The following is a 14,212-nucleotide window of genomic DNA, read 5'->3' on the forward strand; positions in this document are numbered from 1 at the left end:
GCCAGCGTCACTCAGGCTCCTTCGACGGCCGGCAGCTCGAAGCGAAACGTCGCGCCAAGTACAGGATTTGGCTCGGCCCAAAGTCGGCCGCCGTGGCGCTCGAGGATCGAGCGCGAAATCGACAAGCCCATGCCCAGCCCTCCGGGCTTCGTGGTGTAGAACGCCTCGAACAATCGCGCGCCGTCCACGTGCGAAAGGCCGACCCCCGCGTCGGAGACGGCGCCCACGACCCAGACGCGGCCGGCGACCTCCGAGAGCGCCGTCTCCAGGCGCACGCGTCGGCGCGCTTCCGGCAGATCGCGCGAAGCCTCGGCCGCATTGAGCAAGAGGTTGAGGATGACCTGCTGCAGCTCGACCGGATCGGCGAAGACCTGCGCCCCGCCCGATCGGAGCCCCAGATCGAGCGCGATGCGACGTCGCGCCAGCTCGGCTTCTGCCACCGGCAGCGCCGCGCTGATCACGGCGTCCAGGTGGCAACGCTCGCGGTGCGCGACCGAACGCGTCAAGAGGCGGCGAACACGCGCGATCACGTCGCCGGCACGATGGCCGTCGTTCACGATCGCGGCCAGCGACTCACGCACGGCGACCAGATCGGGCTCCGCGCGATCGAGCCAGTTGATGCCCGCGCTCGCGTCCGCGGCGATGGCGGCGAGGGGCTGATTGACCTCGTGCGCGATCGACGCGGCGAGCTCGCCCAGCGTGGTGGTACGCGCGACGTGGGCCAGCTGCGCGCGCGCCTCCTCGAGGTCCTCCGCCGCCCGTCGCGATGCGGTCACGTCCATCACCGCGCCCACGATCTCGGCGCTACCGTCCGAGCTGGTGCGGGTGCGCCCGCGGATGCGCAGGTACTTGACGCGCCCGCCAGCGCAAAGCAGCCGGTGCTCCAGCATCATCTGCCCCTCGCCCTTGGCGCGCTCGAACGCCTGCTGCACGTTCGCGCGTTCCTCCTTGGGTACACGTTCCAGCAGCGGCGGGAGCGAAGGCCTGGTGCTCGGCTCGACCTCGTAGATGCGATACGTCTCTTCCGACCAGAACAGGTCTCCGGTCGCAAACTTCCAGCCGAAGCTGCCCGTGTCTGACAAGCTCTCGGCCTCGGCCAGGTAGGCCTTGGTGCGACGCAGCAGCTCCTCCACCTTGCGGCGCTCGGTGTTTTCGCGCTGCAGGTCGTCGAAGAGCCGCGCATTCTCCAGCGAAATGGCCATCTGCGAGGCCAGCAGCTCGAGCAGCGTGAGGTGCGAGGGCGTGAAGGCGTGCGACGCGAGGTTGTTCTCCAGGTAGAGTACGCCGGACAGCCGCGCCTGCTTGGCGAGCGGTACGCAAAAGATCGAGCGCGGGCGCGTGCGCCGTACGTGCTCATCGGTGGCAAAACGCGCGTCCAGCGCGGCGTCTCCGAGGAGGAGCGGCTGCTGTGTGCGCACCGCGTAGCGCAGGATCGACGCGGGCGCATCGCTTGCCGGTGTGGGCTCAAGAACGGGCTCACGAACGAGCCGCACCTCGATGTGGTCGGCTGCGGTCACCGCCTCCGCCTCGACCCACAGCTCCTCGCCCCGCGGTGTGATCAAGAGCGCCCGCTCCGCGCCGGCTCCCTCGAGCGCGATGGTCATCAAGGTGCGGATCAGGCGATCGAGCTGGATCTCTCCCGATAGCGCTTGAGAAGCCTTGAGGAAGGGCGCCAGGTCGAGCTGCTCCACGCGCGGCGCTCCGATGCTGGAGCGCGTGAGCGAGGGCTCCTCGCGCAGGCGCGGCTCGAGCAGCTCGAGCTGCGTGACCTTTCCCGTCGCCTGCCAGTGGGCGTAGCCATCGCGCGCCGACCTGAGATAGGCCAGGGCCACGCCGCTCAACCCGCGCATCGCATAGAAGCGGGCGGCCATCTCGCTCGCCACGGCCTCGTTCTGGGTGAAGCCGTGCTTTCGCGCGGAGCCGATGGCCTCTTCGTAGAGCCGCTCCGCGGCGAGCTCGCGCCGCTCGATGCGCGCCGCCTCCGCCGCCACCAGCTTGGCTCGGTTCTCGAAATTGTCCGGGCAGTGACGCGCCCACAAGGCGAGGATGCGCTCGTGCTCGTACAGCGCTTCGGCGTGGCGCGTGCGCTCCTCGCGCGAGCTCGCATCGTAGAGCGCCGCGCGCACCAAGGCCGTGTAGAAGTGGAACTCTGCCACCTCGAAATGACCGGGCGAGGTCCACAAGAGCGCCTCGGCCTGCCGGGCCGCGGCGAGCGCTGCCGGGTAGTCGCGCGCGAAGAATCGCCCCTGCAGCTTGCGAATCCAGTACCAACAGGTGGCGAAGGCGAGCTGCGGGTTCTCGGCGAAGTGCTGCTCGAAGCTGGCTTCGTCGAAGTCGTCGTCGTCGAACGAGGCGAAGCTGGGCGTGTGACCGCGGAGCAGCCGGATCAGCTGCAGCTGCGACGTGATGATGTCCTCGACCAGTCCGAAGCCGGTGCGACGAGCGAGCGTGAGCCCGCGCTCCGCCTCGCGCGCCACCTCCGACAGCGGCGCGCCGCTCCCGAGCAGCAGCGTCACCAGCGTCTCGCTGCTGAAGCCGGCGAAGGTCAGGTCGAGCGCCTCGAGCGCGGCCGCGTGCGCCTGTCTCACCAGCACCAAGCTGGTGTCGATGTGCCGGGCCCACGTGTTCACGTGTGCGCCGTAGGACATGTACGCGCGCGCCTTGAAGCGCTCGAAGCCGCGCGCCGCGACGAGATCGATGCCCAGCTTGCCGAAGCGGTTGCCGGCAGGATAGTCGCGGAAGGTGGAGCCGAGCACCACGCCCAGCACCGCGTAGGCGTAGCAGGAGCCATCGCTGTTGCCGTGAGCGAGGCTGAGGCGCGCCATGCGCGCGACCAGACGATCGTGCAGGTCGCTGTCGGTGAAGAGCGCGGGCGGCTGCGCCGCCGTGAGCACGTCGAGCGCGGCGCGCCAGCTGTCGTTGCTGACCGGCAGGTCGATCAGCGACTCGATGCTGCGATCACCCAGCTCGTCCCACAGACTCTGGAACTCTCTCTCGACCTCGTCGCGCGTGGGCCGCGTCGCCCAGTCGATGCCCATCGTACCCAGGAAGTCCAGGCAGACCTGCACGGCCATGCCGTTTTGACCCGCCGTCGTGTAGAGCAGGATGCGAAGCCGCGCGACCGCGGCGCGGTCGACCAGGTTGGCAGCCTTCGGCGCGAGCTGCGTCAAGCACACCTCGGCAGCCGTGAGCTCGCCGGCGAGCAGCTCGCACTCCGCGCGGTCCAAGCCGAGCGCGAAGGCAAGCGCGTAGTCGCTCTCCCAGCGGTCTTCGTCGAGCAGCGCGTCGGCCACCTCCAGGTACACGAGCGCCGAGGTGTACGCCGACGCGGCCTTGGCGCGGCGCCCCGCCGCGTGGTTCAGCTCCGCCACGTGCATGCGCTCTCGACGCGTGCGCAGGAGGTCGAGGCCGCGGTTGAGCTGGTTCACGATGTCGAAGCTGCCCTCTTCGCGCGCGCGCTCGGCCGACGCCGCGGAGAGCCTCATGCCGATGGCGAGGTGAAGGGCGGGCCTCTCGCGCGGGTCGATCAGCGCGTACGAAGCCTCCTGCACGCGATCGTGCAGGAAGCGATACTCACGCTCCACGCGCACCACGAGCCCGCTCCGCAGCGCGTCGTCCAGCGCGGCGGTCAGCTCGCGCTCGCCGGTGCCGAGCGCGAGCGCCAGGGCCTCGATCGGCGCGCAAATGCCGAGGCAGGCGAGGTGCATCAGCGCGCGACGCGTGGGCTCCGGCAGGCGCGTCAGCTTCTCGATCATCAGCTCGGCCACGTTGTCGGTGAAGCCGCGCGCTCGGATGCGCTCGAGGTCCCAGCGCCAGCGTGATCTCGCTGGGTCGAAATGGAGCAGCTCCACCTCGTTGAGCGCGTTGATGAACTGAATCGCGAAGAACGGGTTGCCGTGGGTCTTCTCGTGCACCAGCTCCGAGAGCGGCGCGAGCTCGGCGGCGTCCGCCTGCAGGACGTCTGCGAGCAGGTCGGCCACGTCGTGCGAGGCCAGCGCTGCGAGCGAGATCTCCTCCACGCGTCCGGCCGCCGCGCGCAGCCGCGCGACCAGGCGGTGCAGCGCGTGTTCGGCGTCGACCTCGTTGCTACGGAACGCCCCCACGATCAGCAGGTTCGCCAGCTCGGGGTGCAAGGCCAGATGTTCGATCAAGTCGAGGGTGGCTGCGTCGAGCCACTGCAGGTCGTCCAGGAACAGCACCAGCGGCTGCTCGGGCTTGGCGAACACCGCGATCAGGCGCCGAAAGATCAGCTGGAAGCGCTGTTTGGCGTCGTGCGGGGGCAGCTCGGGCGCCGGCGGCTGCGGTCCCACGATGAACTCGACGTCGGGCACGAGGTTCGTCACCAGGCCGCCGTGCGTGCCGAGCGCGTGCCGCAGCGCCTCTCGCCACGCCGAGAGCTCTTCTGCGGGCCGGCCCAGCACCTGCCGCACCAGGCTCTCGAGCGCCTGGGCGAAGGTGGCATACGGGATGTCGCGCTTGAACTGGTCGAACTTCCCCGACGCGAACGCCGCGCGCCGGCCGATGGCCCGCCTCAGCTCGTCGACGAGGGCCGACTTGCCGATTCCCGAGTAGCCCGACACGAGCACGAGCTCGGGAGCGCCGCTCGTGCGCACCCGTTCGAAGGCTGAGAGCAGCGCGTTGCGCTCGCGGTCGCGTCCGTACAAGCGCTCGGGCATGCTGCGGTGGCGTGCGTCCCCGCTCGCGAGCGAGAAAGGCTCGATGCGGCCGTGCGCGCTCCAATCGAGCAGGCAGCGCTCCAGATCGCGCGCCAGGCCGGCCGCGGTCTGGTAGCGCTCCTCCGCCGGCTTGGACAGCAGCTTCATCACGATGGCGGCGAGCGGCGCCGGCAGCTCGGCCACGCGCTCGCGCGGGTCGGCTGGCTGCTTGGCCACGTGGCAGTGGATCCACTCCATCGGCTCCGACGCGGCGAACGGCAGGCCGCCCGTCAAGAGCTCGTAGAACGAGACACCCAGCGCGTACAAGTCGCTGCGCGTATCGACCGCTCGGCTCATGCGCCCCGTCTGCTCCGGCGCCATGTACGGCAGGCTGCCGACCAGGGTCGGCTTCCGCGCACGCTGCTCGTCCGCCGCGCGCGCGGCGGCGCCGAAGCCGGTCAACCACACCGCGCCGCTGTCCACATCGACCAGGGCATTCGCGGGCTTGATGTCCTTGTGCACGATGCCGCGCGCGTGCAGCTGGTCGAGCGCGCGCGTCCAGCCGAGCGCTACGCGCAGGAAGTCGCCTATCGGCCAGGGGCGTCCGAGCCGATGGGCGAGCAGCTCACCGCCGGGATCCTCCAGCCAGAGCCTCGTGCGGCCCGGCCTGGAGTCGAGCTCACGTGGGCACACCGCCCACGCCGGGTCCAGCTCCTCGCGGAGCGCGAACTCATTCTCCAGCTTCTGCAGCAGGTCCGCCGCAGGCGCATGAACCGGCCGCAAGATCAACGCCGATTGTCCCGCCCTGCTGCGGTAGAGCGCGAGCTCGCCGTCGTCGCGCAAGCAGACGGCTGCGGGATCGTGCGAGGTCGTCATGGGGATGCGCGTGAGCGGCTCAGTCGCCGCGCGTGACCCGATGGATCGCGTCGAGCAGGTCCTTGGGCTGGAACGGCTTGGTCAGGAAGGCCGTCGCGCCGGCGCGGAAGCACTGCTTGCGTACATCTTCGTCGCCGTGGGCGGTGAGGACGACGACCGGCAGCCGCGACGCGCGGCGGGTCAGCTCGACGAGCAAGTCGACGCCGCTCATCCCCGGCATGCGGACGTCGAGGACCAGGGCGTCCATCGTGTCGACCTTGCCGGCGGCGAGGAACGCCTCCGCGGAGGCGAACGTCTCGACGTTGAAGCCCGTCGACTTGAGCAGGTTGCCGAGCGAGCGGCGCAGCGACGCGTCATCGTCGACGATCGCGATCAGCCATTCGTCGTTCATCGCCCTCGTCCTCCGTCGGCCCCATCGAGGTGGCCGAGGCGCAGGGCGAAGCGCACCAGCTCGGCCACGGAGCCGGCCCGCATCTTCTCCATCACCTTGGCCCGCTGCTCCTTCACCGTCGCCTCGCGCGTGCCGAACTCCGCGGCGATTTGCTTGTTGAGCTGGCCGGCGACCACCCCGCGCATCACCTCGCGCTCGCGGGCGGTCAAGGACGCGTAGCGGCTGGTCAGCTCGGCCAGGTCGTCGCGCTCGATCCGGGCCACGCGGTCGCGCTCGATCGCCTCGCGGACGGCCGCGATGAGGTTCTCCGGCCGGAACGGCTTCGTCATGAACTCGACCGCCCCCGCCTTCATCGCCCGCACCGACATCGGGATGTCGCCCTGCCCGGTGAGGAAGATGATCGGCAGGTTGACCCGGGCGTCCACCAGCCGACGCTGCAGCTCGAGGCCGTCGAGCTGCGGCAGCTTGACGTCGAGCACCGCGCAGCCGCGCGCGTCGGAGTGATCGGCGGAGAGGAAGCTCTCGGCGCACGGGAAGGTCTCGACCGTGAGGTCGACGGACGCGAGGAGCCGACTCAAGCTGGCGCGCACCGAAGCGTCGTCGTCGACGACGAAGACCTTCGGGGCCGGGGAGGAGATGGTCGAGATCGCGTTCATCCGGAGCTCCACTGCAAGTCGCGCGAGATCGCCGTGAGCGAGAAGCCGAAGGTAGCACCGATGCCGGACGCGTTGGGCTGGGCTACTGCCATGGTCATCGATCGTGGAAGGTCGATCGTCCTGCGTGACGGCCCGAGTCTACCCGACCACCACGGATGCCCGGCGCCGATCGACACCCGACCTTGGTCGGGTAGCGAGCGCCCGCGCGACGCTGTCTCCGGCGACGGCTCGTTATCGACCGGCTTTTCTGGCAGGACCTCGGACCGTCGCTCCGCACGTAGCGCCCGACCGGGTCGCCGTTCCTCCTTCACGCGCGTCGAGCCGCCGCGACCCGCCTCATGGCGTGCGCGATGCCGGCCTTGAGGTTGGATCTCGTCTCGATCGAGCCGAGATCCAGGCCCAGCGCGACCAGGCTCTGGGCCACGGCAGGGCGGAGGCCGGTGAGCATCACCCGGCTCCCGAGCAACCCGACGGCCCTGGCCAGGCTCATCAGGCTGCCCGCCACGCCGGTATCCATGACCTTGACCCCCGTGATGTCGACGATCACGACCTTCGCCGCGCTCGCCACGACCCCCTTCATCGCGACCTCCATCATCTGAGCGGCCCGGCGGTCGTCGACCGCACCGACGATCGGCATCACCATGATCTCGTCCGTGATCGGGATGAACGGCGTCGACAGCTCCTCCAGCCGAGCACGCTGGGCCTCGATGATCTCGTCCTGCATCTGAACGCGCTCCGCCTGGAGGCGCTCGCGCTCGGCCAGCTCCACCTGCAGCCTGCCGTTCACGGCCTGGAGCTGCTCGTTCGACAGGCCAAGCTCCTCCGTGCGCGCCACGACGGCCTGCTCGAGCCCTTCGTACAGCCTGGCGTTCTCGATGGAGATCGCGATCTGCGTCGACAGGAGGCTCAAGAGCTCGACGCGATCCCTCGTGAAGACCCCGGTCGACAGATCGTTCTCGAGATAGAGCACGCCGACCAGCCGACCCTGGCGCACGATCGGCGCGCACAGGACCGATTTCGTCTGCCGCTCGCGGACGTACGGATCCAGAGAGAAGCGGGGCTCCGCGGCCGCGTTGTCGGACAGGACGCTCTGGAGCGTCCGCTGCACGTAGCTGACCACGGACAGCGGCACCTTCTCGCAAGAGGCTACCGGGACGGCGCTCAGCACGTCGACCTGCTCTGGCTCGGCGGTCCCCTCCGCCTCGACGAACAGCGCCTCGCCGCGCGCAAGGGCCAGCACGCCGCGCCGCGCGCCGACGTTCTCGAGGACGATCGTCATGAGCTCCTCCAGCAGCCGCTCCAGCACGATCTCGCTCGCCAGAGCCTGCGACGCCTTGACGACGGTCAAAAGGTCCAGGGCCATCCCGTCGGGGCTCGACGTCCCCTTCACCGACGCCGGCGGCTCGGGCGTCGCCTCGAAGATCAGCTGCGGAAACGCGGCGAGGAGGCTCTGGCATTTGGCGCCAGCGCCCCACAGCGCGTAGCCCCGGTAGGCCAGGGTCATGTAGTGCCGAGCGATCTCGCGCCGACCCCTGCTCTGGTAGAACGACGCCGCGAGCTCGTACGCCAGCGCCTCCTCGTGCATGTACCCCTGCCTGCGAGCTCCCTCGATCGCCCGGTCGTAGAGCTCCATCGCGTCCACCGCCGCGCCTCCCCCCTCGACGCGCGCGCGCTCCGCGCTCACCAGGTCGTGTTTGTGCTGGCTGTTCTCGGGAGCAGAGCGCGCCCACGCCGCGAGCATGCGCTGATTCGCCTCGACCTCCGCGAACGCGGCGCTCCGCTCCTCCTCCGGGAGCTGGTCGAGCGCGGCGAGCATCGCGAGCGAGGAGTAGAAGTTGTGGAGGACGAGGGTGAACATGCCCGCCGCCGAGTCTCGGTACTGCACGCCGGTCCGCAGGCAATCGCATGCCTGCCTCACGTCGCCGAAATGATAAAGCAGCATGCCCTTCGCGAGATGCAGCGCGAACATCGATGTCCTGCTCGGGCCGAGGCGCTGGATCATCGTCGTCTCGTCGAAGCTCTCCCCGACCAGCCTCAGCTTATCCACGGACGGATCCCGCAGGCTGAGCACGAGCTGCTTCCAGACCCCGACATACCCGATCGCGAACTGGTGGTTGAACTTCCGCGAAAGGTCCACGGAGTACGTCATCCGCAGCTCGACCGTCGCCAGGTCCTCTCCCACGAAGAGCGAGTAGGTGGAGTGGCTGCTCGTGCTGTACGTGGCGAAATCGATGTCCCCCGTCTCCAGGCCGACCTGAACCGCGTGGTTCATCGGCTCGATCGTCTCCTTCAAGTGCCGCTTCCAGTGATAGATGAAGACATACATCGTGGCGTAGATCTTGGACTCCAGCTCGACGGCGCCGAAGCGGCGAACGAGGTCGAGCGCCAGCTGACCGAGCGCGAACCCCTCGTCGACGTTGTTCATGAAGTTGCACTGGATGAGGCCATAGTTCGCGTAGGCGAACGCGGCGAGAGGCGAGTTGCCGTACCGCATGCAGAGGTTCACCATCGTGAACGTGACGGCCGGGATCAGGCTCGGCCTCGCGAGGAACACGGCCGGGATCAGGGAGGCCAGGACTCGAATCGCCGCCTGCATCCGCTCGTCGGTGAGCGGCGGGAGCTGCGCCAGTCGAGCGACGTCGACGTCCACCGGGGGTGCGTCGGACAGGGGGACGTCCAGCATGCCGAGCACGCGGACGCCCGTGTCGACGGCGTCCAGGATGCGACCTTGCACCATGTAGAACTGGAGCGCGCTCTCGTGGATCGGGACTTCCTCGAGGATGTCCCTGGCATGCCCCACGACAACCCTGGCGTACTCTTCCGCGCGCTCGGCGTTGCCCATCAGGTACTCGATCCCGACCAGCGCGGTGTTGACGCGGAGCGACAGCTCGTGGTCCGTCCGCCAGGTGTCCTCCGGCAGGAACGCGGCGGCGGCGCGGAGACACTGCGCGGCGGGGCCGTAGGCGGTGGAGCGCCGGGCCTTCTGCCCTGCTCTCAGGTTGAGCGCTGCGGCCTCGTAGCGCTGCTGTGCGTCGATGATGAGCTCAGCGCCCAGGTTGAGGTGCATCACGATCTCGTAGATGCGCTCCTCGATCGATGCGGCGGGCGTGCTCTGGAGCATCAGCCGCCCGATCCGCACGTGGTTCCTCTTCTGCTCGCTCTCCGCGAGCAGCTCGTAAGCCGCCTGCTGCACGCGGTCGTGCAGGAACTTGAACGAGACCGACTCGCCATCGGCCTCGTCGAGGAAGCGCGCGATCTTGTAGTCGCTGTCGACCGGCACGATGAGCCCCGCCCCGAGCGCCTCCTCGAGGTCCTCATCGGTCGCGCGCAGGTCCTTCTCGCTGACGAGGGCGAGCAGCTTCAGATCGAACTGGTTGCCGATGCACGCTGCGAGCTGCAAGGACCGCTGCGTCGCTCCGGCCAGGCTCCGTATCCGGCGGATCATCAGGTCGACGACGTTCTCCGCGGCCCCCATCCGCGCGACGTCCGCCGTGCTCCACCGCCAGGCCCCTTGCTCGGAGCTGAACCAGAGGTGCCTCTCGCGGTACAGGTTCGCCAGGAACTGGGTGGCGAAGAGCGGGTTTCCGCCGGTCCTGGCGAAGAGGACGTCGGAGAGCGGGCGACACTCGTCCTCGTGCGCGCCGAGCGTGTCGGTCACGAGCTGGTTCACGTGCTCCCGCGCGAGCGGCCTCAGCGTGAGCGTGCGCACGCGCGCCTGGCTCTTGCGGAGCGCGCTCAGCAATGCCACCAGCGGATGAGCGTCGTCCACCTCGTTGTCTCGATATGCCCCGATCAGGAGCAGGTGGCGGATGTCCGGGTCCTCCAGGACGAGGCCGATGAGGTCCAATGAGCCCGAGTCCGCCCACTGGAGGTCGTCAAGGAACAGCACGAGCGCCCGCGCCTTCAGCGCGATCGCGCCGATGAAGCTCCGGAACGTCATGTTGAACCGGTGCCGTGTCTCGACGGGGCCCAGGGCGGGGACGGGCGGCTGCTTGCCGATGACGAGCTCGATCTCCGGGATCACCTCGGCGATGACCTGGCCGTTCGGAGCGACCGCCGAGAGGATCCTGGCCCTCCAGTCGGCGAGCTCGTCTCCGCTCCTCGTGAGGAGCCTCCGGACGAGCTCTCGAAGCGCGGCGATGACGGATGAATACGGGATGTTGCGCGTGAACTGATCGAACTTTCCGGCGGCGAAGTACCCCCCGTCCTCCGCGATGGCCTTGTGGATCTCGTTGACGACCGCCGACTTGCCGATGCCGGAGTAGCCGGCCACGAGGACGAGCTCGGAGGAGCCGCCCGACGCCCCCTCCGGCCCGGAGCCGCTGATGTCCCTGAAGGCCCTCATCAGCGCGTCGACCTCCTCCTGCCGTCCATACAGCTTCTGCGAGATCTGCAGCCTGCTCGGCCTGTCCTGCCGCCCCGGCACGAAGCCCGAGGCCGGCGCGCGGCCCTCCAGCAGATCGAGGCAGGTGAGGAGGTCTGCCTTCAGGCCGGACGGGCTCTGGTACCGCTCCTCGGCCGTCTTCGCGAGCAGCTTCATGATGACCCTGGAGAGGGCCTCCGGGACCTCTGGCCTTACCTGATGCGGCGGGAGAGGCGTCTTCGCGATGTGACAGTGCACGAGCTGCACCGGGTCCGTCGTCTCGAAGGGGAGACGCCTCGTCACGAGCTCGTAGAGCGTGACGCCGAGCGAGTAGTAATCCGAGCGGAAGTCGATCGAGCGGTTCATGCGGCCTGTCTGCTCGGGAGACATGTACTGCAGCGTGCCCTCGCCGGCTGACCAGGGGTCGCAGGCCGCCGCCCGCTCCCCCGGCAGCAGAGAGGCGACGGAGAAGTCCGTGATCTTCGATGTGCTCATGCCAGCATCGACGATGATGTGGCCGGGTTTGATGTCCCTGTGAACGATGTTCCGCTCATGGATGGCGCCGAGGGCGTCTGCGAGCCCCACCCCGATCCTGACCGCCGGCACGAGCCCGACGTCGCGCCCATCGTCGAGGATCGCCCGAAGCGAGCGGCCCGCGAAATGCTCCATGATGAGGGCGGCGTAGTCGAGCCGGACCTCGATGTCGTAGACCTTGACGGTCCCGTCAAGGTCGAGCTTCTTCGTGATCTCGTACTGACGTCTGAGCACCGCGACATTGCGGATGCCGTTGACGCCTCTTCGCGCCACCTTGATGACACGCAGCTCCCCCGAGCTCTTGCTTCGACCTAGATAAACGCTGCTCCGAGCTCCGTCGTGCAACGTGTCGATCAGTTCATTATGGATGAGCTCGACCATTCCGATCACCCCTGTAAGGCGATGCTGCTCCAGCAGCGCGACATCGGGCTCGCACGAAGGTGCGTGGTCCTCGGCAAGCGGCTGCCGCTCGGCCGGCGCCGGCAGATATCAGCCCTGCGCGTGAGCGCGTGTATGCGTGCGTGGTCAATTCGACTCACGAAGACGCAAGGGGCCGGTGAGGAGATGTCGCAGATCGCCTCCTCGCGAGTCCTCGCGCGAATCCATGAGGGGACATGGTTCGACCATGTCCTACGGCAGTGAGCGATTGTGCGCTTCTTCGGCTCTGACGAAGGATCCAGAGGTTCGAGACGCTATCACATAGTCCAGCGAGAGCAGAAGAGCGTGTCGCGCATTTTTTTGCCGGCTCGCCTCTCTAACGCGCGCCCTCGCAGGTCACGATGCCCGCGTCAGGAGCGCCGGTGCGGCGAGGGCCTCATAAGGCGGAGCCTACGCGACACTGCCAAAAATGGCACGGCCTGCCAGCGACGTAGGCCACGCCCGTGGGCTTCGCGTGACGCCGGCAGCTCGGGTTCAGGGAGGCTCGTACTCAATAAATACTTCCGGCATGCCCACGCGGGCCAGGAAGTCTCTAATCGCCGGACCGGGCGCGACTACGCCCCGAGCGCCACGATCGACCGGCAGACACGGCGGAGCCGGTCGCGCAGCCACCGGTGCGCGGGGTCGGCGTCGAAGCGGGGGTGCCACGCGTGCGCGATGGTGACGGCCGGCGTGGTCACGGGCAGCGGGAACGTGACGAGATCGAACCGCGGCGCCGCATGCGCGAGCCACGTCGACGGGAACGCGCCGACGAGGTCGGAGCTTTCGAGCATGCACAGCGCCGCGTAATGGCCCGACGCCACGGCCGCGGTGGTCCGGGCGAGCCCCTTCTTCTTGAGGGCGTCATCGATGGGGCCCCACGTCTTCCCCTGCCTGGAGACGCCGAGGTGCGCGTGCTCGACGAACCGCTGCAGCGTCACCTTGCCGGACGCGAGCGGGCTGCCGCGGCGCACCACACCCACGAAGCGGTCTCTGGCGAGCGCCTGCACGCGGATCTCCGGGCCCATGTCGCCGATGACGCCGACGTCGAGATCGATGCGGCCCTCCCGGAGCGCGGCCACGTCCTCGTCGCCCTCGGGCAGGAAGCGGACGGTGACGCGCGGGGCCTCGGCCCTCAGCGCGTCGAGCAGCGGGGCGCCGAGGATCCCGAGCATGCCGTCGCTGATCCGGACCACGAAGCTGCGGGTGAGCGAGGCGACGTCCAGCACGCCCCGCTCGCGGAGGACCGCGCTGGCCGAGGCGACCACCGCGCGCACGCGCGGGCGCAGCTCCGCGGCGCGCGGCGTGGGCACGAGCCGCCGGCCGGCGCGCACGAGGATCGGGTCGCCCACGGCCTCGCGGACGCGCGCGAGCGCGCGGCTCATGGCCGAGGGGCTGAGGTGCATCCGCTTCGCGGCCAGGAGGACGCTCTCCTCCTCGAGGAGCACGTCCAGCGCGACGAGCAGGTTCAGATCCATGGAGTGCATGGGACGCAACGATACCTTACCGTACATGCACTGGAAGTCATGTCTGCTCGGGCGCAGGTTCCGTGTCGAACAGGGCAGCAGCGACGGCAGCAGCGCCGTCGCCGTCGGCCTGCCCGGAGGAGACACGCCATCATGAGCACCACGCTCGATTCGCCGCGCCTTCAAAGGACCCTCGACCGCCTCTTCCAGGACGCCGACAGCGGCGATCCGCGCATCATGGCCCGCGTCCGCGGGGACTGGGAGCGCCGCGGGGCGGACCCCGACCCCGAGAGCCTCGCCGAGCTCTTCGCGGACGCCTACCTGCCGGTCTCCCGCGAGGTCGGGCGGCTGCTCCACCTCCTCGCCTTCGCGGCGAGGGCGCGCACGGTGGTGGAGTTCGGGACGTCGTTCGGGATCTCGACGGTGTTCCTGGCCGCGGCCGTCCGCGATGTCGGCGACGGCGGGCGGGTGATCGGCAGCGAGATGCACCCGGAGAAGGTGCGGCGGGCGCGGCACAACCTCGAGGAGAGCGGGCTCGGTGAGCTCGTCGAGATCCGGGAGGGAGACGCGCTGGTGACGCTGCGGGACGTGGAGGGGCCGATCGATTTCGTGCTGCTCGACGGCTGGAAGAACCTCTATTTGCCGGTGCTCCGGATGCTCGAGCCCCGGCTGCGGAGGGGCGCGCTCGTCGTCGCCGATGACCTCGACATCGCGCCGGATGACCTGCGGCCCTACCTCGACCACGTGCGCGGCGCGGGCAGCGGGTACACGTCGGTGGAGATCCCGCTGGGGGACAAGCTGGAGGTGTCCTGCTGGCACGGCAGAGACGGCCGCGAGGGCGAGGCGTGAGAGAG

Annotated in this window: 6 protein-coding genes; 1 reads left to right on the forward strand and 5 read right to left on the reverse strand. The window is 69.2% G+C overall.

What is annotated here, in order from left to right; translation table 11 throughout:
* Positions 1–11: 11 nt before the first annotated feature.
* The 5 genes from WMF43_RS05805 to WMF43_RS05825 form a co-directional block, all read right to left on the reverse strand.
* On the reverse strand, positions 12–5,531 hold the full coding sequence (locus WMF43_RS05805) for a trifunctional serine/threonine-protein kinase/ATP-binding protein/sensor histidine kinase (protein ID WP_437678066.1): 5,520 nt from the start codon (positions 5,529–5,531) through the stop codon (positions 12–14).
* 19 nt (positions 5,532–5,550) lie between these two features.
* A complete protein-coding gene (locus tag WMF43_RS05810) occupies positions 5,551–5,922 on the reverse strand; it encodes a response regulator transcription factor (RefSeq protein ID WP_437678068.1) in 372 nt (123 codons plus the stop codon).
* A complete protein-coding gene (locus WMF43_RS05815; RefSeq protein ID WP_437678070.1) occupies positions 5,919–6,578 on the reverse strand; it encodes a response regulator transcription factor in 660 nt (219 codons plus the stop codon). The genes WMF43_RS05810 and WMF43_RS05815 overlap by 4 nt, the downstream gene beginning before the upstream one ends.
* 307 nt (positions 6,579–6,885) lie before the next feature.
* Positions 6,886–11,856, reverse strand: a complete 4,971-nt coding sequence (locus WMF43_RS05820) for an AAA family ATPase (protein ID WP_437678071.1) — start codon at positions 11,854–11,856, stop codon at positions 6,886–6,888.
* A 611-nt stretch (positions 11,857–12,467) separates the two neighbouring features.
* Positions 12,468–13,379 (reverse strand): LysR family transcriptional regulator, encoded by a 912-nt coding sequence (locus WMF43_RS05825; protein ID WP_437678072.1) that lies wholly within the window; start codon positions 13,377–13,379, stop codon positions 12,468–12,470.
* A gap of 132 nt (positions 13,380–13,511) precedes the next feature.
* Here WMF43_RS05825 and WMF43_RS05830 point away from each other — a divergent pair, with 132 nt between their 5' ends.
* Positions 13,512–14,207: an O-methyltransferase gene (locus WMF43_RS05830; RefSeq protein WP_437678074.1), complete on the forward strand. Its 696-nt coding sequence runs from the start codon at positions 13,512–13,514 to the stop codon at positions 14,205–14,207.
* The last annotated feature ends 5 nt before the right edge of the window (positions 14,208–14,212 follow it).

Source organism: Sorangium sp. So ce131 (assembly GCF_051519095.1).
Lineage (GTDB): Bacteria > Myxococcota_A > Polyangia > Polyangiales > Polyangiaceae > Sorangium.